This window comes from Enterobacter sp. Li2LvB3 (assembly GCF_056156645.1).
Window position 1 is genome coordinate 121,496 of record NZ_JBSICG010000004.1, and the last position, 22,800, is coordinate 144,295.

Genomic DNA, 22,800 nt, shown 5'->3' on the forward strand with positions numbered 1-22,800 from the left:
CATGAAAGGCCGCCTGCTGGATGCCATTCCGCTTAATACGCTGACAGGCGTGGGCGCAGCGCAAGGCAGCAAACTGGCGAAAATTGGTCTGCACACCGTGCAGGATCTCCTGCTCCACCTCCCCCTGCGTTACGAAGACCGCACCCAGCTGTATAAAATTGGCGATCTCCTTCCCGCGATTTACGCCACGGTTGAAGGCGAAGTGCTGAACTGCAACATCACTTTCGGCGGCCGCCGGATGATGACCTGCCAGATTAGCGACGGCACCGGCATCCTCACCATGCGTTTTTTCAACTTCAGCGCAGCGATGAAAAACAGCCTGGCCACTGGCCGACGTGTGCTCGCGTACGGGGAAGCCAAACGCGGCAAATACGGCGCGGAGATGATCCACCCGGAATACCGTGTGCAGGGCGATCTCAGCACACCGGAACTACAGGAAACGCTGACCCCGGTTTACCCGACCACCGAAGGCATCAAACAGGCCACGTTACGTAAGCTCACCGATCAGGCGCTGGAGCTGCTCGATACCTGCGCCATTGCCGAACTGCTGCCGCCTGAGCTGGCTCAGGGAATGATGAGCCTGCCGCAAGCGCTGCATACGCTGCATCGCCCGCCTCCGTCGCTACAGCTCAGTGATTTAGAAAGCGGCCAGCATCCGGCACAGCGGCGGCTTATCCTTGAAGAATTACTGGCGCATAACCTGAGTATGCTGGCACTGCGTGCAGGCGCGCAGCGTTTCCACGCTCAGCCGTTAAGCACCCATGATGATTTAAAAGATAAGCTGCTGGCATCGCTGCCGTTTAAACCTACGGGCGCACAGGCGCGCGTGGTAGCCGAGATTGAACGTGATATGGCGCTCGATGTACCCATGATGCGTCTGGTACAGGGTGATGTGGGTTCCGGTAAAACGCTGGTTGCTGCACTGGCCGCCCTGCGTGCGATCGCCCACGGCAAACAGGTGGCGCTGATGGCACCCACTGAACTCCTGGCAGAGCAACACGCAAACAACTTCCGCAACTGGTTTGCCCCGCTTGGCGTTGAAGTCGGCTGGCTTGCCGGTAAGCAAAAGGGCAAAGCGCGTCTTGCGCAACAGGACGCCATTGCCAGCGGCGAAGTGCAGATGATTGTCGGCACACACGCCATCTTCCAGGAACAGGTGCAGTTTAATGGCCTGGCCCTGGTGATCATCGACGAACAACACCGTTTTGGTGTGCATCAGCGTCTGGCGCTGTGGGAAAAGGGTCTTCAGCAGGGCTTCCACCCGCATCAGCTGATCATGACCGCGACACCAATCCCCCGTACCCTGGCGATGACCGCCTACGCCGATCTGGACACCTCCACTATCGACGAACTGCCGCCAGGCCGTACCCCTGTCACCACGGTTGCCATCCCGGACACGCGCCGCAGCGATATCATCGACCGCGTACGCAACGCCTGTACTCACGAAGGCCGCCAGGCGTACTGGGTCTGCACGCTGATTGAAGAATCCGAGCTGCTTGAAGCGCAGGCGGCAGAGGCAACGTGGGAAGAGCTGAAACTGGCCCTGCCAGAGCTGAACGTGGGCCTGGTTCACGGGCGCATGAAGCCTGCCGAAAAACAGGCGGTGATGCAGTCATTCAAACAGGGTGATTTGCACTTGCTGATTGCCACCACTGTCATTGAAGTAGGCGTGGATGTTCCTAACTCCAGCCTGATGATCATTGAAAACCCGGAACGTCTTGGCCTTGCGCAACTCCACCAGCTGCGTGGCCGTGTCGGGCGTGGTGCCGTGGCTTCCCACTGCGTATTGCTCTACAAAGCCCCGCTTTCGAAAACGGCACAAATGCGTTTGCAGGTGTTACGCGACAGCAACGATGGCTTCGTGATTGCGCAAAAAGATCTGGAGATCCGCGGCCCGGGCGAATTGCTGGGCACACGCCAGACGGGGAACGCCGAATTCAAGGTGGCCGATCTGCTGCGCGATCAGGCCATGATCCCCGAAGTTCAGCGCCTTGCCCGCCATATTCATGAACGTTACCCGGATCAGGCAACCGCGCTTATTGAACGCTGGATGCCTGAAACCGAGCGCTATTCCAACGCCTGATATCAGGCAAACATTGGCAGCATCAGGTACAGCTTGATCACCAGCGCGTTGACGATATCAATAAAGAACGCCCCCACCATCGGAACCACCAGAAACGCCATATGAGAGGGACCGAATCGCTCGGTGATCGCCTGCATGTTGGCAATAGCGGTCGGCGTCGCACCCAGACCAAACCCGCAATGCCCCGCAGCCAGTACCGCAGCATCGTAGTTTTTACCCATCATGCGCCAGGTGACAAACATGGCATACAGGGCCATAAACAGGGCCTGAACCGCCAGAATAGCGACCATCGGCAGCGCCAGAGAGGCCAGTTCCCAGAGCTTGAGGCTCATCAGCGCCATCGCCAGGAACAGTGACAGGCAGACGTTACCCAGCACCGAAACGGCACGTTCGAACACGCGGTAGAAGCCCATTGCGGCCAGACCGTTACTCAGCACCACCCCGACAAACAGCACGCAAACAAATGTCGGCAGTTCAAATGCGGAGCCTGCCAGCCATTGCGCAACCACTTTGCCCATGGTCAGGCAGATGGCAATCATCGCGATGGTTTCAATCAGCACCAGCGAAGTAATACTGCGCCCGACATCCGGCTTTTCAAACGCCGTGGGCACCAGTTCATCGTCCGGTCTGCCATCTGGCGTAGTAGAGTGCTTCACCAGATAGCGCGCCACCGGGCCACCAATCAACCCGCCCAGCACCAGGCCGAAGGTTGCGCAGGCCATCGCCACTTCCGTTGCGTTTTCAAAGCCGTAACGCTCAATGAACAGCTTGCTCCACGCGGCACCGGTGCCATGTCCACCAGACAGCGTGATTGACCCTGCCAGCAGTCCCATCAGCGGATCCAGCCCCAGCAGCGTGGCCATGCCGATACCGATAGCGTTTTGCATCAGCAGCAGCCCAACCACCACAATCAAAAATACGCCGAGCACTTTACCGCCCGCGCGCAGGCTCGCCAGGTTGGCATTCAGGCCGATGGTGGCAAAGAAAGCCAGCATCAGCGGGTCTTTCAGGGACATATCAAAATCAATTTCCCAGCCCATGCTTTTTTTCAGCACCAGCAGGGCCAGCGCCACCAGTAATCCACCGGCAACGGGTTCAGGAATGGTGTACTTCTTGAGAAGGGAAACACTGTGTACCAGTTTACGGCCAAGCAGTAAGACCAGCGTTGCGGCAACAAGTGTCGACAACGTATCGAGGTGAATCATAGAGGGCTCCTTATTCTGCGCGTATTCCACTCACACGCGGCGTTATCCTGGCGGGTTTGCGCTCGTCATGAGCCACCCGCGTAAAAAGTGTAATTTTTTTTCCTGACGGCGTGTAAAAAAGGTGCCCATAGCGGCAGATTTTCTTATCTTTTTTTGCTGGCAATCGTTTGCTTTTACCAACTGGTCAGATAAAATGCCCGCTTTTCTACCGTGGGATTGCTGCCGATGTCCGTTAACACCATAGAGTCTCCCGATGCGCAACCGATTGCGCAGCCGCAAAACAGTGAATTGATCTACCGCCTTGAAGATCGCCCACCACTGCCTCAAACCCTGTTTGCCGCTTGTCAGCATTTACTGGCGATGTTTGTTGCGGTGATCACGCCTGCTCTGCTGATTTGCCAGGCGCTTGGTTTACCGGCTCAGGACACACAACACATCATCAGCATGTCCCTGTTCGCCTCTGGCGTGGCCTCGATTATTCAGATTAAAGCGTGGGGTCCGGTGGGTTCGGGCTTGCTGTCGATTCAGGGCACCAGTTTTAACTTTGTGGCACCGCTGATTATGGGCGGCACGGCGCTGAAAACCGGTGGTGCAGATGTCCCGACCATGATGGCAGCCCTGTTCGGCACCCTGATGCTGGCAAGCTGCACGGAAATGGTTATCTCCCGCGTTCTGCACCTGGCGCGCCGCGTGATCACCCCACTGGTGTCCGGCGTGGTAGTGATGATTATCGGCCTGTCTCTGATTCAGGTTGGCCTGACCTCCATCGGCGGCGGTTATGGCGCAATGGCCGACCATACCTTCGGCGCACCGAAAAACCTGCTGCTGGCAGGCGTGGTGCTGGCGATCATTATTCTGCTTAACCGTCAGCGTAACCCTTACCTGCGCGTCGCGTCACTGGTGATCGCCATGGCTGCCGGTTATCTGCTGGCATGGGCGCTGGGGATGCTGCCGGAAAATACTGCCCCCACCAGCAGTGCATTAATCACCATCCCGACCCCGCTGTACTACGGCCTGGGCATTGACTGGGGTCTACTGGTGCCGCTGATGCTGGTCTTTATGATCACCTCGCTGGAAACCATCGGTGATATTACGGCGACGTCTGATGTCTCTGAGCAGCCAGTTTCTGGCCCGCTGTACATGAAACGCCTGAAAGGCGGCGTGCTGGCAAACGGCCTGAACTCGTTTGTCTCTGCGGTGTTCAACACCTTCCCGAACTCCTGCTTCGGCCAGAATAATGGCGTGATCCAGCTGACCGGCGTTGCCAGCCGCTACGTCGGTTTTGTGGTGGCACTGATGCTGATCGTGCTCGGCCTGTTCCCGGCAGTAAGTGGTTTTGTGCAGCACATTCCTGAGCCTGTGCTTGGCGGCGCAACGCTTGTGATGTTCGGGACTATCGCCGCATCGGGTGTGCGCATTGTCTCGCGCGAGCCGCTGAATCGCCGTGCGATCATGATTATCGCGCTGTCTCTGGCTGTCGGCCTGGGTGTTTCTCAGCAGCCGCTGATCCTTCAGTTCGCACCAGACTGGCTGAAAAACCTGCTCTCTTCCGGCATCGCGGCTGGCGGTATTACGGCCATCGTACTGAACCTCGTTTTCCCGCCTGAAAAAAATTGATCGCCATCACGGCAGGCAGTCAATGCCTGCCGTGACATCTAATTACACCATTCCCGCCTTGAGCATTGCGCATAAATCGTGCATAACTCCTTTATGTGCGTTTCGCGGGATGGAAGACCATGAAATTTATTGGAAAGCTGCTCGTTTATCTTCTGATAGCCCTGTTAATTGTGGTTCTGGCGTTCTATTTCCTGCTCCAGACTCGCTGGGGTGCGTCTGAGGTCAGTAGCTGGGTCACGGTCAATACCGATTACGAACTCAGTTTCGACCAGATGGATCATCGCTTCTCGTCACCTTCCCACATCATTCTGGAAAACATCACCTTTGGCCGCGACGGCAAACCCGCCACTCTGGTGGCGAAAAAAGTAGATATCGGTTTAAGCAGCCGCCAGATAACCGATCCGCTGCACGTGGATACCATCACCCTGTATGACGGAACGCTGAATCTCTCTCCGCAAACGGCGCCTCTGCCCTTCCAGGCAGACCGCTTGCAGTTAAACAACATGGCCTTTAACAGCCCGAATACCGACTGGGATCTGAGCGCGCAGAAAGTGACGGGCGGCGTGAGCCCGTGGCAGCCAGAGGCAGGTAACGTGCTGGGTAAAAACGCGCAGATCCAGATGAGTGCTGGGTCGCTCACCCTGAATGGCGTACCAGCCAGTAACGTGCTGATCCAGGGGCAGCTCAACGGTAAAGAGGTGGTTCTGAACACCATTGGCGCGGATATGGCGCGCGGCTCACTTACCGGCTCGGCCTTGCGTAACGCCGATGGCAGCTGGATTATCGACTCTATGCGCCTGAATGACATCCGCCTGCAAAGCGATAAATCACTGATGGATTTCTTTGCCCCCATAACCACGCTGCCGTCCTTGCAGATTGGCCGGCTGGAGGTGACCGACGCGCGCCTGCAAGGCCCGGACTGGGCAGTGACGGATCTCGATTTAAGCTTGCGCAACCTGACCCTGAGCAAAGGTGACTGGCAAAGCCAGGACGGGCGGTTATCGATGAACGCCAGTGAGTTTATCTATGGCTCTGTGCATCTGTTTGACCCGATCCTGAATGCAGAATTCGCCCCGCAGGGCATTGCGCTGCGCCAGTTTACCTCTCGCTGGGAGGGCGGCATGGTGCGCACCTCCGGCAACTGGCAGCGCGACGGAAAATCGCTGGTGCTGGACGATGCCGCCATTGCCGGGCTGGAATACACTCTGCCGCAGAACTGGAAAACCCTGTGGATGGACCCGCTGCCTGAATGGCTGAACAGCGTGACGCTGAAAAAATTCGGCCTGAGCCGCAACCTGGTGATTGATATCGATCCGGCCTTCCCGTGGCAAGTCACCTCTCTGGACGGCTACGGCGCAAACCTGCAACTGGCAAAAGACCGCCAGTGGGGCGTGTGGAGCGGCAGCGCAACGCTGAATGGCGCAGCAGCGACCTTTAACCGCGTGGACGTGCGACGCCCGTCGCTCACGCTGAATGCCAACGCATCGACCGTTAACATCAGCGAGCTGAGCGCTTTTACCGAGAAAGGCATTCTGGAGGCCACCGCGACGGTTTCACAACTGCCGCAGCGGCAAACCACAGTCAGCCTGAACGGGCGAGGCGTGCCGCTGAACGTGATCCAGCACTGGGGTTGGCCAGCGCTGCCGATTGCGGGAGATGGCAATGTGCAGTTGACCGCCAGCGGCAGCGTGCAGGCCAGTGCGCCCTTGACGCCAACGGTGAACGGCAAGCTGAACGCGGTGAATATGGATAAACAGCAGGTGCAGCAGACGATGACGGGCGGTGTGGTTTCAACACCACCCTCACCCCAGCCCTCTCCCTGAAAGGGAGAGGGAGCAAACCATTCCCTCGCCCCTTTGGGGAGAGGGTTAGGGTGAGGGGAATTAAAGGTGAACCACCACCTCATTCCCCTCAGCTTTCACTACCACGCCCCACTCACTACCCGCATGTGAACCGCCTTTCACGCCGCTCACCTGCTGCACGTTGCGCAGGCAGACGGACCAGTTTCGCGCCTCACCTTCGCCTTTGATGGTCACCGTGCCGCCGCTGCGTGTGGCCTTCAGCGTAAACACCACCGAGCCATTCGCCGCAGGCACTTCGCTGACTGCCGTTGCGCCATCGCCCAGGTTAAACAGCTGGAAGGCAGTGCCCTCGTTCCACGCGTAGTCTGGCTTCTGGTTGTTGTTACCCAGCGCCAGCAGGGTGTTATCGCGCACGTACACCGGCAGGCTGCGGAAGTCGTGCTGCTGTTTGTGCCAGCGACTGCCCTGGATTTCATCGTTGTGCCACAGGTGTGTCCAGCGTCCTTCCGGCAGATAGAACTGCACATCACCCGCTTCGGAGAACACCGGCGCAACCATCATGGAATCGCCGAGCATGTACTGGCGGTCGAGATAATCGCACGCCGGATCGTCCGGGAATTCCAGCATCATCGCCCGCAGCATCGGGGTGCCCAGCTCACGCGCCAGCGCGGCCTGGCGATACAGATACGGCATCATCTGGCATTTCAGCTGCGTGAAGTGGCGCACCACGTCGCAGGACTCGTCATCGTACGCCCACGGCACACGGTAGGATTTGCTGCCGTGCAGGCGACTATGGCTGGAGAACAGCCCGAACGCGCACCAGCGTTTGTAGACATGCGCCGGGGCCGTATTTTCGAACCCGCCGATATCGTGGCTCCAGAAGCCAAAGCCAGACAGACCAATCGACAACCCACCACGCAGGCTTTCTGCCATCGATTCATAGTTGGCGTAGCAGTCACCGCCCCAGTGCACCGGGAACTGTTGCGCCCCCACAGACGCTGAACGGGCAAACAGCACCGCCTCTTCTTCGCCGACGGTTTCTTTCAGTACGTTCCACACCAGTTCGTTATAGATGTAGGCGTAGTGGTTGTGCATTTTCTGCGGATCCGAACCATCAAACCACTGCACGTCGGTCGGGATACGCTCGCCAAAGTCGGTTTTGAAGCAATCCACGCCAATATCCACCAGGCCTTTCAGCTTGTCGGCGTACCACTTACAGGCTTCCGGGTTGGTAAAGTCATAAATCGCCAGACCCGGCTGCCACTTATCCCACTGCCACAGAGAGCCATCCGGGCGTTTAAGCAGATAGCCTTTCTCTTTTAGCTCGTTAAACACCGGTGATTTCTGGCCAATGTACGGGTTGATCCACACGCAGACTTTAAGTCCTTTTTCCTTCAGGCGGCGGATCATCCCTTTAGGGTCCGGGAAGGTCACCGGGTCCCACTCGAAATCGCACCACTGGAAGGCTTTCATCCAGAAGCAGTCGAAGTGGAAAACGTGCAGCGGCAGGTCGCGCTCGGCCATACCGTCGATGAAGCTGTTTACTGTGGCTTCGTCATAGTTGGTGGTAAACGAGGTCGTCAGCCACAGGCCGAAAGACCATGCCGGCGGCAGCGCCGGACGCCCGGTGAACTGCGTATAGCGGTTTAATACCTCTTTCGGCGTCGGGCCGTCGATCACGAAATATTCCAGATGTTCGCCTTCAACGCTGAACTGCACTTTGGAGACTTTCTCAGAGCCGATTTCAAACGAGACGTTTTGTGGGTGATTCACCAGCACGCCGTAGCCGCGGTTGGTGAGATAGAACGGGATATTTTTATACGACTGTTCGGTACTGGTGCCGCCATCGCGGTTCCAGGTTTCGACCGTCTGGCCATTGCGCACCAGTGCGGTAAAGCGCTCGCCCAGCCCGTAGACCGTTTCGCCCACACCCAGATCCAGACGTTCGAAGAGATAGTTGCGATCGGTGTTGCTGTCCTGCACGTAGCCGTTGTTTTTCAGCTGGCTGCCGGTAATACGCTGGCCATTACGCAGGAAATCCAGCGCCCAGAACTCACCTTTGGTGACGCGTACGCTGACGTTGCCGCTTTTCAGCTCGGCAAATTCCGCATTGTTTTGAATCTCTACCTTCACGTCTTTCAGCACGTTCAACGGATAGTGCGGGCCGTTATCCAGCGCCCCCTGGAAGTGCTCAATGCGCACCCCGACAATCCCTTCCTGTGGCGCGAACAGACGAACCGTAAACATCAGGCTGTCGAGCTGCCAGGCGCGCTCGCGCACATCACGCGGCGCAACGTAGACCACCAGGTCGTTGCCCTGCTGTTCCACATCAAATACCTGCACCGGGTAAGTTACCTCCAGGCCAGGTTGAATGAGCCAGTTTCCATCACTGATTTTCATCTTATCGTCCTCTTAGTTCTGTAATTCTTTGCTGGTCGTCAGATGCCTGCCCTGTAGCGATAAGGTCACTGAGACCGGTTACAGAGGTTTTAAACCATTGTTCCAGGGGCGAGTATTGCGTTTTCTGGTTAGCAAATTACGTTTCTTGTTTTTTGTGATCGAGGTAAATGTTGGGAGCGCGCAGGGCTAACATGAGGATTTTCTTAGGAATTAACTGAAATGGCTTAATGCAGGTCAAAAGAGACGTGAAAAAAGTGTGTCGGGGTATGTGGTAAATGCCTGAAAGTAGCTATAATGCGCCCCGCCTCCATGTAGCAATGCAGGCGCGGAAGATCGTCATCTCCGGTGAGGTGGCTGGACTTCAAATCCAGTTGGGGACGCCAGCGTTCCCGGGCAGGTTCGACTCCTGTGATCTTCCGCCAAAAATTAAGCTTTAGACGATCAGCTTATTGCCCCTTGTGATCTCAACATATCAACATTGTTAAGTTTAAACTTAAAGCCATCATGATTTTTCTGTTTAAAATCGACTGACCATTCATTAAATATGATCCAGAGAAAAGCAGCTCTTTCAGTGAAGAGAATTTTATCCTGCCCATCTTGAATATTATAGTCTCGCCTAATTTCATTCTTAACACTTTCATCAAGACTAGGGTTTATCTCTAATTCAACAGGGAGAAACTTAATCCATAAGTCATCGTAATCAAGGCCAAATTCATGATTAATGGAATCGGTTAACTCGGTTACATCAGAAACTCTAGAAAAATTGAAATTTTTATAATTTAGATTGTTTTTGCTATCCTCCTGATAAGCTCTAAATATCCAATTTCTCCCATCAAAAAGAATTACTAATGGTGATAACATCCTTTCACCAACATCACCACTTCTTATTGAATTATATGAACATTTAATTTTGGTTTTGTTAAAAATTGCCCTTGTTATTTTCGCCACTTTAATCTTGTCAAGTGGAGGCATATATAAACCAATTCGTTCAAAAACCACAATATTTCGGCCGCGAAGAATTTTATTTTTATCAAAACCGGATGATAACATATCTAATGCGTCCTCAGCAGATATGTCTATTAATGGAGTAAATTCATTTGATACGGTGAATTTTTTTGTTTTATTACTATACAATAAATTATTAGCCCTGATTTTTTTGTATCCATTCAAAATTCGAGTTGCAGTAATTTCGGACACAGCAAACTCTTCAATAATATCTGAGCGACTCAAGGTACCTGTAAAAAACAATCTAAAATCTATAAATGCAAGACGTATCGCTAGATCATAATCATCATTAATTATACTTTTGAAGTCCATAAACTTATCCCCCATCATGTAGCTAATTAGAAGATTTTATCTTATCGCCAAACCAAAGTACATATCATTTTGATAGCGACAAGAGATACATAACACACAAAAAAACACGTTTTTAGATAGCCAGTGTTGACATGGATTCATCATGGATATAGATTGGGTAACAGAAGGTTCAATCCTGAGCCTTCATAACCAATGCAAGAGGTATTCCGAATGGCTACGAATCCGCCAAAAGATAACCATCGTAATGGCATGGTGAAAGGTCGGTCGCAAGTTTTTAACCCAACAACTGAAATCTGGATAAAGAGGGATACCAACACGGGGAGGTTTATGGATGGAAAAGCAGACGGCACACCATTTAAAGGTGTAAGGAAAGAAAAGTAAGCGGGAAGACGCTCAAATCATACCCGCCTTACTTTGACGCAGCACCGTCGAAAAGATGGTGCTAATCGCATGAAACTGTTGGCAAGGGTGGCAGTTTTTTTTGCTCTGGTCAACAGTCTCATCAAAAAATATGAGACTAAAACCAATGCAATTTACTCACTATGATTTACAGCAGCTTAAAGTCGGTCAAGTAGTCCAAGTCCAACTTTCTGGTAATGCTGCTAATGTTAAACTGATGGATTCTGTTAACTTCAACAACTACAGAAATGGTCGCCGCCATACATATTATGGGGGCTATGTGACCAAGACGATATCTAGTTTATCGATTCCAAACAGCGGGCACTGGCACTTAACAGTCGATCTTGGTGGTTATCCAGGCTCTGTACGTTCATCAATCAATGTGTCATAGTTTTATTTTTCAGGAGGTATGATAATGCCTCCTTTTTCGATTGGATTTTTTATGAAAGCTTTAGCATTGTTTGGTAGTACTGCACGTTGTGAACGTGAAATCGACTCCGATATTGATTTATTAGGTGTTTACGATAAAACTACTATTCATTACAGTTCTGAATCTATAGTCAACCTGTATTTATATCCTGAGAAGTTACTTATTGACAAAATGGAGACAGGTGATTTATTTGCTCTACACTTGGTAAAAGAAGCGCTTCCTATACATGGAGGAGAATGTTTAAAAGAAATATTCAGTGCTTTCAAATACAAACAAGACTATTCTTATGAAATAAATACAGCATTATTTATTAGTAAGATCCTGATTAAAAACTACACCTCAATTGCAAACAAAGCAATTGTTAATAAGAAACTAGCTTGGTGTCTAAGGACAATTATCATTGCGATTTCTGCGCAAGATAAAAAGCCAGTATTTTCAAAGCGATCTATTTCAGAATACATTAAACTACCAAGCTTTACTGCAACTGAAATTCTTTATTTCATAAATACAAAGCGTATAAAGCATGCACTTCCCATAGAATACATCGAAAGATATGATACTTTATTTAATGAAATATCTAGCCCCTATTATGTAAATGACCAATTCTATAAAGACCCATTGGTAATGGATATCCTTTTCAGCGTTGGGTTGATACATTCATCATCAAAAAGTCAATCTGCATCATATTCTTAAAGCTTATATTTCTCTTCTTCTAGTCTTATATGGCAGGCTTCTTTAACCCACTTACTAAAATTCCCTTTCCCCGCTGCCTTCTCAATCTGTTCCAAAAGCTCATCCTCAAAACGAATGTTTTTCATGGTGCTCTTGGTGCGGTCAAAATTTGGTTTCTTTTTCTCTTGCATGGTAGGTACCACTTAGGTTAGTTTATCTGCATGTGGTACCTACCACATGGATTCGGAATTCTGACAACGCCCAGCAGTGTTGGAGCACTAAAGGGCGTCTAACCTCACCAACTATCAAGGAGTTGATTATGGCTGATTTGCATTCTACCCCAGACACCGACGAAACCGGAACCGAGCGTTCGCTAATTGTGGGATATCGTCCGAAGGTTCACGACAAAACCACCCCCAATATTATTCTTTCCGGCAAATGGCTGCGCGCTGCGGGGTTTGAAACCGGACATCAGGTCACAGTGAAAGTCATGAAAGGCTGCATTGTATTGATGGCATATAACGAGAACGAGCAAAAGTTGCTGGACGATTACAAACAGATGAAAGAAAAGCTCGTTCAAATAGAAAATGTCCTCGCAGGCATTCAGTCTGATATTCCTGGAAAGCTGCTCGCAAAATCAGTGACAAACCACCAGGCTTAGCAGCTGTTTCTGGCATACTACGAGCCTATAGCGTTATGGGTTAAGAATGTGGAGGCGACATGACAGATAAAGACGTAATCCAATCTCCGGCAGGCGAGTTTGTTATGTTTACCAGTGATGATGGAACTGTTCGCATCACATGTCGCTTTGAACATGAAACGCTCTGGCTATCGCAAGCAGCCATTGCGTCTCTTTATCAGGTCACTCCTCAAGCCATTACTCAGCATATTAAAGCAATTTACGAAGATGGTGAGCTTGAACAAAAAGCAACTTGTAAGGCTTACTTACAAGTTCAGCAAGAAGGCCAGCGAAAGGTCAATCGCAACACACTTCACTATAGCCTGCCCGTTATTCTCGCTGTCGGCTACCGCGTTCGCTCGCCTCGCGGCATCCAGTTCCGCCAATGGGCCACCCAAACGCTGCAAGAATACCTGATTAAAGGCTTCGTTATGGACGACGAACGCCTTAAAAATCCGCCCGTTGGATCATCAGCCGCACCTGACTATTTCGATGAAATGCTGGAACGCATTCGCGACATACGGGCCAGCGAACGCCGGGTATATTTACGTGTGAGGGAGATTTTCGCGTTAGCTGCTGACTATCAACCGTCACTCAAAGAAACTACGCAATTCTTTCAGGCCATCCAGAATAAACTGCATTTCGCCTGCACCGGCCACACCGCTGCTGAGTTGGTTCACCAACGCGCCGATGCCAGCCAACCTCACATGGGGCTGACCAGCTATAAAGGCGAAGAAGTCGGTAAAAGCGATGTCACTACCGCAAAAAACTACCTGTCCCAGGATGAAGTCAGCGAGCTTAATCGCGTTGTGAATATGTGGCTCGATTTTGCAGAAGATCAGGCCAGACGCCGCCAGCAGGTATTTTTAAGAGACTGGCAAACTAAACTCGATCAGTTCCTGCAATTTAACGATCGGGACGTTCTGCAAGGCGCAGGTAAAGTCAGTAAGAAAATAGCCAATGAAAAAGCGCAGGCCGAATACAGTCAATTTGCGGAGCAACAACGGCGCTTAAAAGAAGCCGAAGGAGAAAAGGATATTGTCGCTTTGCTACAGTGGGAAAAAGGGCCGAAAAAGTAGTCACGCCACGCTGTCATACTGACTTTTCTCATCATCCTGAATGAGAAAAACGCTGGAAAGCGCCTCGCAATTTCTTAATTGCACGATCCGGTTAATACCTCATCTTTGTCATACTCCTGCCACTCACAGCCTGGCTGCCAATGGCAGCCATTGCATTTATAAACTACAGCTTATATTGTATTATTTATAAGCTACAGCTTATCATGGACGATCGCATGTGGAAGGTACTGTTGGGAAGGGTATTTGAGCAATGGCTGGACGAGCAGGATGAAGGATTACAGGAAAAGATCTTCGCAGATCTGCTAAATCTGCAAAATTATGGACCTCATCTTCCTCACCCTTACGTCGATACCGTCAAAGGTTCACAGTATAAGAATATGAAAGAGTTACGTATTCAGTATGCTGGCCGCCTGGTTCGTGCATTTTTTGCTTTTGATCCCGAACGCCAGGCTATCGTACTTTGCGCGGGTGATAAGAGTAATAAAAAGTACTTTTATGAAAGACTCATTCGTATTGCAGATGAAGAGTTCTCAACCCATCTGGCAGCACTGGAGGCTACAAAATGAAAACCTTAAACGAAGCAATTGCATCCCGTTCGCCCGAAAGCCAGCAGCGAATCAGAGGGATGGCTGAAGAATTAATCCTCGAAACCGGTCTACAGCTGGTTCGCGAAGAGTTAAAGCTGTCGCAAAAGCATGTCGCCAGCATCATGGGGATCAGCCAGCCCGCAATCACACAGCTGGAGCAGCGAGGCAATGAACTGAAAATTGCCACGCTTAAGCGCTACATTGAAGCCATGGGCGGCAAACTCCGCATCGATGTGGAGCTTCCGGACGGTAAGCACATAGCTTTTGATATTTAAGCGAATAAAGAGTGATTAAATTCCCATAAGTGACATTGCAGTTGTCCACTTTTGCCGAACAACTGCAATTTGAGTAATCCCTATCACCCCAACCGCATATGCAGCAGCGGAAACGGATTCCCCTGCCCGTCCAGCTCTGAGCGGCCAACCTGCTCAAACCCCATATGGCGATAAAACGCGACGCCCTGCGGGTTTTGCTCGTTAACATCCACTTCGTTCGCGCCAAAATGTTCAATGGCGTATTTCAGCAGTAATTTTCCGACACCTTTCCCACGGCTTACATCATCGACAAATAACATTTCAATGCGGTTTTCATCAACACCTAAAAAGCCGTGAATCACTCCCGTTTCATCGCGGGCAATCACGACCCGGAGGTTGGGTAAATACGCGTTAAGCAATAACGGGCGCAGCGTCGCAATATCGCTTTCCTGCAAAAAGTGGTGAGTAGCACGAACGGAAGATTCCCAGATCGCGACAAGACGTTCGAATTGTGAGGGGACTGCGTTTTCTATTTTCATGGGGGGATGATGTTCGGACAAGCACCGTATTTCAAGTCAATCTGTGCGGCCAGTTCTTAATCTTCTTTCTTAAGGAGAATTTTTTGTCTTTACGAAGCGACTAAAGACGTCTTTAAAATAAAAGACTTACAGCGGCACCATGGTCCGGCCGAAAATCGCCGAAGCGTTTCCTGTAGGCCGGGGCGAGGCGCATGGATGCGCCGAGAGGGCGCGACTTGCAGGGACGCTGCATCGCACCCGACCCGATAAGCCGAAAGGAATAAGCTGAGGACAAAATTGCCGGGAGCAATTTTGGACAGCGCTTGCGCTGGCCCCGAAGGGGTGAGCCCCAGGGATGGGGCGAACAATCCGCGAAGCGGCGATTTTCTTGCCGGGAGCCCGGGTCGCCAGGGTAGCGGCGGTGAGCTACCCTGGCACGTTCACCGGTAATGTGGTGACAGAGTGGCAGGGAACGTAAAGTGAACGGAATAACCACCACAGCCGTATGTTCCCCCTCACCCTAACCCTCTCCCAAAAGGAGAGGGGATCCGCTGAACTACGCCCGCACCTCCATCACCGCATACACCCCGTCCTTCGGCACAATCACGGTGACATTTTCCACCGACACACCCGCCGCGAGGTGAATATCCTGCAACCGCTGCAACGAACGCGGGAAGATGTGTTCCCAGCCAATGCAGCGCAGGGCAAAGTCGATTTGCGGGCTGCTGGTCAGCATGTTCGACACAATCACCGCGCCGCCAGGCTTCACCAGCCGCAGTGCGCGTTGCAAAAAAACCGCCGCATCCGTGTCGTTGAAATATTCGAAAATCCCCAGCGCATCCACCAGGTCTGCCTGATGCTCGCCCAGCTCCAGCAGTAAATCTTCGTTTCGCACCAGGGTATGTACCAGATCACGCCTGAGCAGGGTCAGCTGTTCATCCACGGTCAGCCCATCCTGCGCCGCCATCGTTTCCGCCCATCTCAGGGCAACCGGGTCTTTATCCACCAGCGAAAGATGCACGTTTTGCCCATTCAGTCTGGCGATGCGCAATGCCTCCAGCACCGGAATCGCCGCGCCACACGCCAGGCTAACCCAGTCGCTTTCGATATTGTTGTGAATATACTTTCCGACCAGTGCGCCCAACACCCTGGCGCGAGAGCGAATGCCGATGGCATCGTTGGCGTGGATAAACCACTGGCGGCTGTCGCTGTCCATTTTTGTTCCTTCGGGAAGGCGTTCCTCCAGCGGATTTTGCAGCACAAACAGCGCCAGCGCAGTGGGGACAAGCCGGGTGCGCCAGGCTTCCAGCGCCGGGCGGTTGCGGTAGGCTTGTTCAGAATAACGGTGCCGGGGCACCAGAATCGGCAGCCCGCCTTCTTCGTAATCCAGCAACGGGGACATGAGCCGGGTATCCGCTTTCAGTGCCTGGTCGATAGCGTTTATTTCGCGGATGGTGTCGTCTTTCATCGGCCACTGGTCGCTGACGTCGGGAAATGAGGCGCTAAAAATGGTCATATTTTCCGGCGCGTTGCCGCGAAAAGGCTGCCAGTTCATCTCATCGTCCCCCGTTGCGCTTTTAACGGAAGTCTATCCAGGCAGGCCAGTAATACCCTACGAAGAAAGCACGATCTTCACTGCTTCACCCACACCAGCTGGTCAACCCGGAAGCCCAGGCTACGTGCAGTATTCAGGTATTCCTGTTTCACTTCATCGGGAATGGTTGGCGTGCGTGACAGGATCCACAGGTAATCACGATTCGGACCGCTGACCAGCGCAAACTGGTACGCATCGTCCAGCGCGATCACGTTATAGCCGCCGTAGAACGGGCCGAAGAACGACACCTTCAGCGCGGCGGTAGTCGGCGCGCCGGTAAAGTACGCTTTACCCTCGCTCTCGTTCCACTCGTTTTTCACCGGATCGTAACCCCGGTTAAGTACGCTAATACCGCCGTCTCCGCGCTCGCCATAGGTTGCAGTCACCTGCACAAGCCCGCGCTCAAAGCGGTTTTCCAGGCGGGCAATTTCGTACCATTTGCCGAGATAGCGGCTGGCATCAAAGCCAGTAATGGGCTGCACGCCTTTCGGCGGCGTGGGAGATTTACAGGCCACCAGACTCAGGGCAATGGCGACACCGGTCACAACAGGCCATATCCTCATGAGAATTCCTTTCATTTGCACGATCGGACGTTAAGTGTAGTGCACCGTGAAGGTGCTTCATCCCGTCAGCAAAAATTCGTAGTATATTGAGATTATTCTACCTCTCCGGGCACTGACATGGCTTACTCCATCGGCGAATTCGCCAGACTCAGCGGCATCACCGCCACCACGCTCCGGGCGTGGCAGCGCCGTTACGGCCTGCTTAAGCCAGAGCGCACGGAGGGTGGTCATCGCCTTTACAGCGAAGAAGATGTTCAACAGGCGCTGAAAATCCTCGACTGGGTAAAAAAAGGCGTTCCGATTGGCCAGGTCAAACCGTTGCTGGAACGCCCGGTGCCGCGTCGTACCAACAACTGGCAAACGTTGCAACAAAACATGCTTCAACGTCTGCAGGAGGGCAAAATCGAGTCCCTGCGCCAGATGATTTACGACGCCGGTCGCGAATATCCGCGTCCTGAACTGGTAGCGAATGTTCTGCGTCCGGTGCGAAGCCAAATGTCGGCCAACATCCCTGCGGCCATGACCCTGCGCGACATCTTCGACGGTATTATCATCGCCTATACCTCCTTTTGCCTGGAGGGCGATAAAAAAGCGCCGGGTGATAACCTTCTGTTGACCGGCTGGCACCTGAACGACCCGGGTGAAATCTGGCTCGAAGCCTTAACGCGTACCGGCCAGGGCCACCGCATTGATGTTTTGCCCACCCCCCCTGCCATGCTGGCACCGGAGATTTTTCCGGACAGGAAATGGCTGCTGGTGACTCGTGGCAAACTCACCGCGGCGCGGAAAAAACAGGTGGAACAGTGGCAGCAGCAGGTATCGCTGGACGTCATTATCCTCTGATTATTTTCCTCTGCGGGAAACTTCACGAAAAGTTGAATATTTTCCCGCGCCGCAGATGCTAACGTTTTCCTGTGACTGATAACTCCACAGGAAATACCGTGAAAAAGACAACCCCCCTGCTGATCCTGGCCACCATGGCCTTCGCCCCCGCCGCGTTTAGCGCCCCTGTCGGTACGCTGAGTGTTCACATTCTTGACCAGCAAACCGGCACACCGCCACCGGGCGTTACCGTCACGCTGGAAAAGCAGCAGCAGGATAAATGGACCCCGCTTGCCAGCGGTAAAACCGACCATGACGGACGCATCAAATCCCTCTATCCGGAGGATCAGGATATGCAGCCAGGCGTCTACAAAGTGACGTTCAAAACGGCTGATTACTTCCACGCGAAGAAACTGGACACGTTCTTCCCGGAAATCCCGGTGCTGTTTACCGTGACCCGCACCAACGAAAAGTTGCACATCCCGCTCCTGCTTAGCCAGTACGGATATTCGACTTACAAGGGTAGTTGATCACCATTGATTTTAAACGGAAAGAAAAAACAATTCCGCTAATACTTGGACAAATTAGACATGTTGTGTAAGTTTTAATGATATGAACTGGAGATACACACCATGACAACGAAACCTGTGCTGGGTATTAGCGGATGTTTGACCGGTTCCGCCGTTCGCTTTGACGGCGGACACAAGCGTATGGGCTTTGTGATGGATGAACTGGCTCAGTGGGTCGGTTTCAGGCCCGTCTGCCCTGAAATGGCGATTGGCCTGCCTACGCCGCGCCCTGCCATTCGTTTAACGCTGACAGAAAGCGGTGATACACAGCTGCGTTTCAGCAAGCCGCCTCACGAAAACCTCACGCAGAAAATGGCGGACTTTACGGCGGATTATCTGCCTAAAATCGACGATCTGGCGGGATTTATCGGTTGTGCGAAATCGCCAAGCTGCGGTATGGAGCGCGTGCGGCTGTATGATGAAAACGGCAACCGGGGCCGCAAGGAGGGTGTCGGGCTGTTCACCTCCGCCCTCCTTGAATCCCGGCCGTGGCTGCCCGTAGAGGAAGATGGTCGTTTGCACGACCCGGTGCTGCGGGAAAACTTTATCGAACGCGTTTTTGCCCTGCATGAGCTGAACACCCTGCGTGCCAACGGCCTGACGCGCCGCGCGCTGCTGGACTTCCACAGCCGCTATAAACTACAGCTGCTGGCGCACCATCAGGCGGGTTACCGCGAAATCGGCCCGTTCGTCGCTTCGCTGCACGAGTGGGAGGATCTGGACGCCTTCTTTGTGGCGTACCGCGATAAACTGATGACAATCCTGAAGAAACCCGCTTCGCGGAAAAATCACACCAACGTGCTGATGCATATTCAGGGTTATTTTCGTAATCAGCTCAACAGCCGCCAGCGTGGCGAACTGCGCGATGTGATCCTGCACTATCGCGATGGGCTGCTGCCTATCCTCGCGCCGCTGACTCTGCTCAAACACTACATGGCCGAATATCCTGACCGGTATCTGATGACGCAAAACTATTTTGATCCCTACCCGGACGATTTAGGTCTGCGCCTGGCTATCACCTGAAAGAAAGTATGCAAAGGGTCCATGGAACGAAAGAGGCCTCAGGCAGTACCCCGTTTAGACGACACCTCACTGTCGTCTTTTTTTTACGCCGCGCACAGCGCCTGAGCCAGCGCCTCGCGGAACTGCGGTAACTTGTCGCGATTCGCCGCTGCCACTTCATAAAACGCCAGCGGTGGCAGCCAGTTCATGCCCACATACAGCGCGCTGGCTTTCATTGGGCTGAGCACTTCATCCATCGAACTTTGGATCAGCCCTTCGTGGGAGTACGTAAACGGACTGGCTCCTGCGGAGGTGACCACCATCAGGCTTTTCCCTTTCAGGGCTTCGCCACCTGCACCAAACGCCCAGCCGTACTGCCATACTTCATTCAGATAGCCTTTCAGCATTGGCGTCAGGTTGAACCAGTGAGTCGGGTAGATAAACACCACGCGGTCAACGCCGTCATATGCCGCCTGTTCTGCCGCCACATTAATGGCGTTCACGTCGTTGCCGTACATCGCTTCCAGATTGCGGACGATGACGTTATCTACACCCTCTGCCGTCTGCTGTAAGGCCTTGATAATACGAGACTGAGACGCATAAGGATGGGATACAATCACTAAGGTTTTCATGGGTGTCTCCTTTATTGTTGTTCCGGCATTACGCCTTTTACCAGCCAGGCGTTGGTGCTGGCGGCGGCGTGTCGGTAGTGAATGATCTCCTGATACGCAGGGGAATCGTGCCAGGCGTGCGCCTGTTCCGCGCTGTCGAACTGCAACATCACCAGAATCCCCTGCGGGCCGTTGCCTTCCACGGTGTCGCACCGGCCTCCCATCACCAGGCGTTTACCGCCAAAGGCTTTATAGCTGGCCTCGACTTTTTCCCGGTACGGCTGCATCGCCGCAGGGTCATGAATAACCACATCAAAAATGAAATAAGCAGGCTCGGACACGTTCATACAAGTTCCTCACTGTGGGTTGATGGCAAGAGTATGTGCCCGTTTACTCGTAACGAGAATTAGGGTTATGGTTAATAGATAATCAACTTCAGGTTGTGAATACGGGAGTGAAACATGGAGTTATCACAGCGAGTTCGCGCGATTGTCTCATTCGTAGAAGCCGCCAGTGCGGGCAGCTTTGCCGCCGCCGCACGCAGCCAGGGGATCAGCCCTGCCGCGGTCAGTAAAAACATCGCCGGGCTGGAACAGGCGCTGGGCGTCAGGCTGATGAACCGCACCACGCGCACGCTGAGCCTGACCGAAGAGGGAACCGCCTTTTTGCAACAGGCACGGATTGCTATCGGCGCGCTGGATACGGCGATGGATGCCGTGGTGGCTCGCAAAATGGAAACCCGCGGTCACGTACGCATTTCCACCAGCGCCGCCTTCGGGCGCGAGCAGTTGCTCCCGGTGCTGCCGGGGCTGCGGGCACGTTATCCGGGTATCTCAGTCGAAGTGGATTTTGACGACCGGGTGACAGACCTGATTGCCGACGGCTACGACCTGACCATTCGCGGCGGGCGCATTGTCGATTCGTCGCTGATTTCGCGGCCCGTCTGCCAGCTCAAAACCGCGCTGGTTGCCTCGCCTGAGTATCTGGCGCGTTGCGGCGTACCCAAAACACCTGCTGACCTGGCGCATCATCATCTTATCGCCAGGCGTTTTTTAGGGGGACGTGTCTCGCCATGGGGGTTCAGGGGAAGCGATGGCAGCCTGACCACGCTTGAGCCAGACGCCGCGGCAGTGACACTCTCCGCACCGGAAGCCCAGACACAAGCGGCACTGCTGGGGTTGGGTATTGCTCAGGTGGGTGTGCATCACGCGCTGGCGCATTTGCAGGCCGGGGCGCTAAAAGCCGTGCTGGTCGGTCAGCACGACCCAGGTAATTACGAGATGGTTATCCAGTATCCCCACCGTGCGCTGGTCGCGCCGCGCGTGAAAGCCACGGTGGAGTATCTGCTGGATGCTTTTCGCCAGGATGCATCGCTGCATTTCCCACCTGAAAGGCTGGCGGATTACGCCGCCGTTTTAGTGGTTTAAATGATATGAATAACAAAGACGATGACTTTTTTTTCAAAAAACAGGCCCTCGCTGATGATTAACACCCTGCACATTCAGAATTACCGTTCAATCCGCGACATGTCGCTGAAGCTGGAACAGCTCAACATCGTCTTCGGCCCAAACGGCACCGGGAAATCGAATATCTATAAGGCGATTTACCTGATGCACAGCGCGGCGCAGGGGCAGTTTTCTCAGGCGCTGGCGAATGAGGGCGGGATTTTGAAGGTGTTCTGGGCAGGCAAAACGCGCAGCGACCAGCTGCGGCGCATGAACCTGGCGGTGGAAACCGAAACCTACGAATACGAACTGCAGGTGGGTTTTGTCGAAAAGCTGCCCTATCCGTCGCAGTTTCAGCTCGACCCGGTGATCAAAGAGGAGTCCATCTGGCTGAGCGGCCAGCATCGTCGCCCCTCGTCACAGCTGATGAAGCGCAAAAACCAGGCCGTGTTTCTGAATAACGTGCATCACGAAAAAGTGACCCACAGCGGCACGCTGTATGAGAACGAATCGGTGTTCGGGCAGCTCGGCGAACCGCATCTCTACCCGGAAGTGTCGCAGATGCGTGAATCCCTGCGGAACTGGCGTTTTTATCACGAGTTTTCTGTCTCATCCGGCTCGGCGATCCGCGCCCCGCAGGTTGGCTTCCGCTCGCCGGTGCTGGCCAGCAACGGTTCCAACCTGGCTGCGGCGTTTCAGACAATTATCGAAATTGGCGACGAGCTGCTGCTGATGCGCATCCTCGATCAGGCGTTCCCCGGCTGCGTGTTTTACAGCGACAATTCTGGCGGACGTTTTCGGATGATGATGCAGCGCGAGGGGTTAAGCCGACCGCTGGAGCCAGCTGAGTTCTCCGATGGCACGCTGCGTTTCCTGTGTCTGGCGGTGGCGTTGTTAAGCCCGCGCCCACCGGCCTTTATCGCCCTCAACGAGCCGGAAAACAGCCTGCATCCGCAGATGCTGCCCGCGCTGGCGAGCCTGATTGCCGAGGCCAGCCGCTACTCACAGATCTGGCTCACCAGCCACTCACCAGAGCTGGCAAAGCTGATTGAAAAACACCGTTCGTTTTCGCTGTATCAGCTGTCGATGGTAGAGGGGGAAACGAGGATGGAGAGGCTGGGATAAACGCCGGGTGGCGCTGCGCTTACCCGG

25 protein-coding genes and 1 tRNA gene are annotated in these 22,800 nt (G+C 53.4%); 17 read left to right on the plus strand and 9 right to left on the minus strand.

All coding sequences use genetic code 11. The features are described 5' to 3' along the window. Position 1: 1 nt before the first annotated feature. The gene (gene recG, locus ACS603_RS04875) at positions 2 to 2,083 is read left to right on the plus strand and encodes an ATP-dependent DNA helicase RecG (RefSeq protein WP_474943853.1); all 2,082 of its coding nucleotides are present in this window, start codon (positions 2 to 4) and stop codon (positions 2,081 to 2,083) included. 2 nt (positions 2,084 to 2,085) lie between these two features. Here recG and gltS read toward each other — a convergent pair whose 3' ends face one another. Then, on the minus strand, positions 2,086 to 3,288 hold the full coding sequence (gene gltS, locus ACS603_RS04880) for a sodium/glutamate symporter (protein WP_315687470.1): 1,203 nt from the start codon (positions 3,286 to 3,288) through the stop codon (positions 2,086 to 2,088). Positions 3,289 to 3,513: 225 nt separating this feature from the next. Between gltS and ACS603_RS04885 the strand changes: the two genes are divergently transcribed. Both ACS603_RS04885 and ACS603_RS04890 read left to right on the plus strand, forming a co-directional pair. Further along, positions 3,514 to 4,905: a nucleobase:cation symporter-2 family protein gene (locus ACS603_RS04885; RefSeq protein ID WP_474943854.1), complete on the plus strand. Its 1,392-nt coding sequence runs from the start codon at positions 3,514 to 3,516 to the stop codon at positions 4,903 to 4,905. 119 nt (positions 4,906 to 5,024) lie between these two features. After that, positions 5,025 to 6,728, plus strand: coding sequence for an AsmA family protein (locus tag ACS603_RS04890; RefSeq protein WP_474943855.1), 1,704 nt, complete (start codon positions 5,025 to 5,027; stop codon positions 6,726 to 6,728). 60 nt (positions 6,729 to 6,788) lie between these two features. Here the strand turns inward: ACS603_RS04890 and yicI are convergent, their stop codons facing one another. Then, on the minus strand, positions 6,789 to 9,107 hold the full coding sequence (gene yicI / locus ACS603_RS04895) for an alpha-xylosidase (RefSeq protein WP_474943856.1): 2,319 nt from the start codon (positions 9,105 to 9,107) through the stop codon (positions 6,789 to 6,791). 327 nt (positions 9,108 to 9,434) lie between these two features. Between yicI and ACS603_RS04900 the strand changes: the two genes are divergently transcribed. After that, positions 9,435 to 9,529, plus strand: a tRNA-Sec gene (locus ACS603_RS04900). 19 nt (positions 9,530 to 9,548) lie between these two features. Here ACS603_RS04900 and ACS603_RS04905 read toward each other — a convergent pair. Beyond that, entirely contained in the window at positions 9,549 to 10,424 is an 876-nt protein-coding gene (locus ACS603_RS04905) for a BrxR family helix-turn-helix transcriptional regulator (protein ID WP_474943857.1), read from the minus strand. A gap of 210 nt (positions 10,425 to 10,634) precedes the next feature. Here ACS603_RS04905 and ACS603_RS04910 point away from each other — a divergent pair, with 210 nt between their 5' ends. The 3 genes from ACS603_RS04910 to ACS603_RS04920 all read left to right on the plus strand — a co-directional run bounded on the left by ACS603_RS04910 (position 10,635) and on the right by ACS603_RS04920 (position 11,946). Then, positions 10,635 to 10,805 carry a hypothetical protein gene (locus tag ACS603_RS04910; RefSeq protein WP_474943858.1) on the plus strand — a complete coding sequence of 57 codons (171 nt, stop codon included), beginning with the start codon at positions 10,635 to 10,637 and terminating at the stop codon, positions 10,803 to 10,805. A 145-nt stretch (positions 10,806 to 10,950) separates the two neighbouring features. Then, a complete protein-coding gene (locus ACS603_RS04915; protein ID WP_474943859.1) occupies positions 10,951 to 11,214 on the plus strand; it encodes a DUF1883 domain-containing protein in 264 nt (87 codons plus the stop codon). A 24-nt stretch (positions 11,215 to 11,238) separates the two neighbouring features. Next, entirely contained in the window at positions 11,239 to 11,946 is a 708-nt protein-coding gene (locus ACS603_RS04920) for a hypothetical protein (RefSeq protein WP_474943860.1), read from the plus strand. On the opposite strand, the gene ACS603_RS04925 is transcribed toward ACS603_RS04920, so the two are convergent. Further along, the gene (locus tag ACS603_RS04925; RefSeq protein WP_474943861.1) at positions 11,943 to 12,116 is read right to left on the minus strand and encodes a YlcI/YnfO family protein; all 174 of its coding nucleotides are present in this window, start codon (positions 12,114 to 12,116) and stop codon (positions 11,943 to 11,945) included. The genes ACS603_RS04920 and ACS603_RS04925 overlap by 4 nt on opposite strands. Before the next feature lie 128 nt (positions 12,117 to 12,244). Between ACS603_RS04925 and ACS603_RS04930 the strand changes: the two genes are divergently transcribed. The 4 genes from ACS603_RS04930 to ACS603_RS04945 all read left to right on the plus strand — a co-directional run bounded on the left by ACS603_RS04930 (position 12,245) and on the right by ACS603_RS04945 (position 14,545). Beyond that, on the plus strand, positions 12,245 to 12,586 hold the full coding sequence (locus ACS603_RS04930; protein WP_474943862.1) for a SymE family type I addiction module toxin: 342 nt from the start codon (positions 12,245 to 12,247) through the stop codon (positions 12,584 to 12,586). Positions 12,587 to 12,645: 59 nt separating this feature from the next. Next, a complete protein-coding gene (locus ACS603_RS04935; protein WP_474943863.1) occupies positions 12,646 to 13,683 on the plus strand; it encodes a virulence RhuM family protein in 1,038 nt (345 codons plus the stop codon). A 215-nt stretch (positions 13,684 to 13,898) separates the two neighbouring features. Continuing rightward, positions 13,899 to 14,249, plus strand: coding sequence for a type II toxin-antitoxin system RelE/ParE family toxin (locus tag ACS603_RS04940; protein ID WP_474943864.1), 351 nt, complete (start codon positions 13,899 to 13,901; stop codon positions 14,247 to 14,249). Further along, a complete protein-coding gene (locus ACS603_RS04945; protein WP_474943865.1) occupies positions 14,246 to 14,545 on the plus strand; it encodes a helix-turn-helix domain-containing protein in 300 nt (99 codons plus the stop codon). Before ACS603_RS04940 ends, ACS603_RS04945 begins: the two co-directional genes overlap by 4 nt. An 83-nt stretch (positions 14,546 to 14,628) precedes the next feature. On the opposite strand, the gene ACS603_RS04950 is transcribed toward ACS603_RS04945, so the two are convergent. Further along, complete coding sequence (locus tag ACS603_RS04950) at positions 14,629 to 15,063, minus strand: acetyltransferase (protein WP_474943866.1); 435 nt, start codon at positions 15,061 to 15,063, stop codon at positions 14,629 to 14,631. 334 nt (positions 15,064 to 15,397) lie between these two features. Between ACS603_RS04950 and ACS603_RS04955 the strand changes: the two genes are divergently transcribed. After that, on the plus strand, positions 15,398 to 15,520 hold the full coding sequence (locus ACS603_RS04955) for a hypothetical protein (RefSeq protein WP_474943867.1): 123 nt from the start codon (positions 15,398 to 15,400) through the stop codon (positions 15,518 to 15,520). A 78-nt stretch (positions 15,521 to 15,598) separates the two neighbouring features. Here the strand turns inward: ACS603_RS04955 and ACS603_RS04960 are convergent, their stop codons facing one another. Beyond that, a complete protein-coding gene (locus ACS603_RS04960; protein WP_474943868.1) occupies positions 15,599 to 16,597 on the minus strand; it encodes a class I SAM-dependent methyltransferase in 999 nt (332 codons plus the stop codon). 77 nt (positions 16,598 to 16,674) lie between these two features. Continuing rightward, the gene (locus tag ACS603_RS04965; protein ID WP_182063145.1) at positions 16,675 to 17,199 is read right to left on the minus strand and encodes a lipocalin family protein; all 525 of its coding nucleotides are present in this window, start codon (positions 17,197 to 17,199) and stop codon (positions 16,675 to 16,677) included. A gap of 117 nt (positions 17,200 to 17,316) precedes the next feature. Between ACS603_RS04965 and ACS603_RS04970 the strand changes: the two genes are divergently transcribed. The 3 genes from ACS603_RS04970 (at position 17,317) to ACS603_RS04980 (ending at position 19,613) form a co-directional block, all read left to right on the plus strand. Beyond that, a complete protein-coding gene (locus ACS603_RS04970; protein WP_315687444.1) occupies positions 17,317 to 18,042 on the plus strand; it encodes a MerR family transcriptional regulator in 726 nt (241 codons plus the stop codon). A gap of 134 nt (positions 18,043 to 18,176) precedes the next feature. Next, positions 18,177 to 18,551: a hydroxyisourate hydrolase gene (gene uraH / locus ACS603_RS04975; protein ID WP_395675796.1), complete on the plus strand. Its 375-nt coding sequence runs from the start codon at positions 18,177 to 18,179 to the stop codon at positions 18,549 to 18,551. Between the two features lie 102 nt (positions 18,552 to 18,653). Next, positions 18,654 to 19,613: a YbgA family protein gene (locus tag ACS603_RS04980; RefSeq protein WP_474943869.1), complete on the plus strand. Its 960-nt coding sequence runs from the start codon at positions 18,654 to 18,656 to the stop codon at positions 19,611 to 19,613. 83 nt (positions 19,614 to 19,696) lie between these two features. Here ACS603_RS04980 and ACS603_RS04985 read toward each other — a convergent pair whose 3' ends face one another. Both ACS603_RS04985 and ACS603_RS04990 read right to left on the minus strand, forming a co-directional pair. Next, the gene (locus ACS603_RS04985; protein WP_474943870.1) at positions 19,697 to 20,224 is read right to left on the minus strand and encodes an NAD(P)H-dependent oxidoreductase; all 528 of its coding nucleotides are present in this window, start codon (positions 20,222 to 20,224) and stop codon (positions 19,697 to 19,699) included. 11 nt (positions 20,225 to 20,235) lie between these two features. Then, positions 20,236 to 20,550: a DUF1330 domain-containing protein gene (locus ACS603_RS04990; protein ID WP_474943871.1), complete on the minus strand. Its 315-nt coding sequence runs from the start codon at positions 20,548 to 20,550 to the stop codon at positions 20,236 to 20,238. Between the two features lie 114 nt (positions 20,551 to 20,664). Here ACS603_RS04990 and ACS603_RS04995 point away from each other — a divergent pair, with 114 nt between their 5' ends. Together ACS603_RS04995 and ACS603_RS05000 are read left to right on the plus strand one after the other, a co-directional pair. Further along, positions 20,665 to 21,630 (plus strand): LysR family transcriptional regulator, encoded by a 966-nt coding sequence (locus ACS603_RS04995; RefSeq protein WP_182063139.1) that lies wholly within the window; start codon positions 20,665 to 20,667, stop codon positions 21,628 to 21,630. A 54-nt stretch (positions 21,631 to 21,684) separates the two neighbouring features. Further along, entirely contained in the window at positions 21,685 to 22,773 is a 1,089-nt protein-coding gene (locus ACS603_RS05000) for an AAA family ATPase (protein ID WP_474943872.1), read from the plus strand. Positions 22,774 to 22,800: the final 27 nt, after the last annotated feature.

Bases quoted from the DNA above. Each gene is read 5' to 3' on its own strand.
- ACS603_RS04920 (WP_474943860.1), top strand. From the start codon at position 11,239: ATGCCTCCTTTTTCGATTGGATTTTTTATGAAAGCTTTAGCATTGTTT.
- ACS603_RS04925 (WP_474943861.1), bottom strand. From the start codon at position 12,116: ATGCAAGAGAAAAAGAAACCAAATTTTGACCGCACCAAGAGCACCATG.
- ACS603_RS04940 (WP_474943864.1), top strand. From the start codon at position 13,899: ATGTGGAAGGTACTGTTGGGAAGGGTATTTGAGCAATGGCTGGACGAG.
- ACS603_RS04980 (WP_474943869.1), top strand. From the start codon at position 18,654: ATGACAACGAAACCTGTGCTGGGTATTAGCGGATGTTTGACCGGTTCC.
- ACS603_RS04995 (WP_182063139.1), top strand. From the start codon at position 20,665: ATGGAGTTATCACAGCGAGTTCGCGCGATTGTCTCATTCGTAGAAGCC.
- yicI (WP_474943856.1), bottom strand. From the start codon at position 9,107: ATGAAAATCAGTGATGGAAACTGGCTCATTCAACCTGGCCTGGAGGTA.
- ACS603_RS04885 (WP_474943854.1), top strand. From the start codon at position 3,514: ATGTCCGTTAACACCATAGAGTCTCCCGATGCGCAACCGATTGCGCAG.
- ACS603_RS04935 (WP_474943863.1), top strand. From the start codon at position 12,646: ATGACAGATAAAGACGTAATCCAATCTCCGGCAGGCGAGTTTGTTATG.
- ACS603_RS04910 (WP_474943858.1), top strand. From the start codon at position 10,635: ATGGCTACGAATCCGCCAAAAGATAACCATCGTAATGGCATGGTGAAA.
- gltS (WP_315687470.1), bottom strand. From the start codon at position 3,288: ATGATTCACCTCGATACGTTGTCGACACTTGTTGCCGCAACGCTGGTC.
- ACS603_RS04965 (WP_182063145.1), bottom strand. From the start codon at position 17,199: ATGAGGATATGGCCTGTTGTGACCGGTGTCGCCATTGCCCTGAGTCTG.
- ACS603_RS05000 (WP_474943872.1), top strand. From the start codon at position 21,685: ATGATTAACACCCTGCACATTCAGAATTACCGTTCAATCCGCGACATG.
- ACS603_RS04955 (WP_474943867.1), top strand. From the start codon at position 15,398: ATGGGGCGAACAATCCGCGAAGCGGCGATTTTCTTGCCGGGAGCCCGG.
- ACS603_RS04970 (WP_315687444.1), top strand. From the start codon at position 17,317: ATGGCTTACTCCATCGGCGAATTCGCCAGACTCAGCGGCATCACCGCC.
- ACS603_RS04990 (WP_474943871.1), bottom strand. From the start codon at position 20,550: ATGAACGTGTCCGAGCCTGCTTATTTCATTTTTGATGTGGTTATTCAT.
- ACS603_RS04890 (WP_474943855.1), top strand. From the start codon at position 5,025: ATGAAATTTATTGGAAAGCTGCTCGTTTATCTTCTGATAGCCCTGTTA.
- ACS603_RS04930 (WP_474943862.1), top strand. From the start codon at position 12,245: ATGGCTGATTTGCATTCTACCCCAGACACCGACGAAACCGGAACCGAG.
- ACS603_RS04905 (WP_474943857.1), bottom strand. From the start codon at position 10,424: ATGGACTTCAAAAGTATAATTAATGATGATTATGATCTAGCGATACGT.
- ACS603_RS04950 (WP_474943866.1), bottom strand. From the start codon at position 15,063: ATGAAAATAGAAAACGCAGTCCCCTCACAATTCGAACGTCTTGTCGCG.
- uraH (WP_395675796.1), top strand. From the start codon at position 18,177: ATGGCCTTCGCCCCCGCCGCGTTTAGCGCCCCTGTCGGTACGCTGAGT.
- recG (WP_474943853.1), top strand. From the start codon at position 2: ATGAAAGGCCGCCTGCTGGATGCCATTCCGCTTAATACGCTGACAGGC.
- ACS603_RS04915 (WP_474943859.1), top strand. From the start codon at position 10,951: ATGCAATTTACTCACTATGATTTACAGCAGCTTAAAGTCGGTCAAGTA.
- ACS603_RS04985 (WP_474943870.1), bottom strand. From the start codon at position 20,224: ATGAAAACCTTAGTGATTGTATCCCATCCTTATGCGTCTCAGTCTCGT.
- ACS603_RS04960 (WP_474943868.1), bottom strand. From the start codon at position 16,597: ATGAACTGGCAGCCTTTTCGCGGCAACGCGCCGGAAAATATGACCATT.
- ACS603_RS04945 (WP_474943865.1), top strand. From the start codon at position 14,246: ATGAAAACCTTAAACGAAGCAATTGCATCCCGTTCGCCCGAAAGCCAG.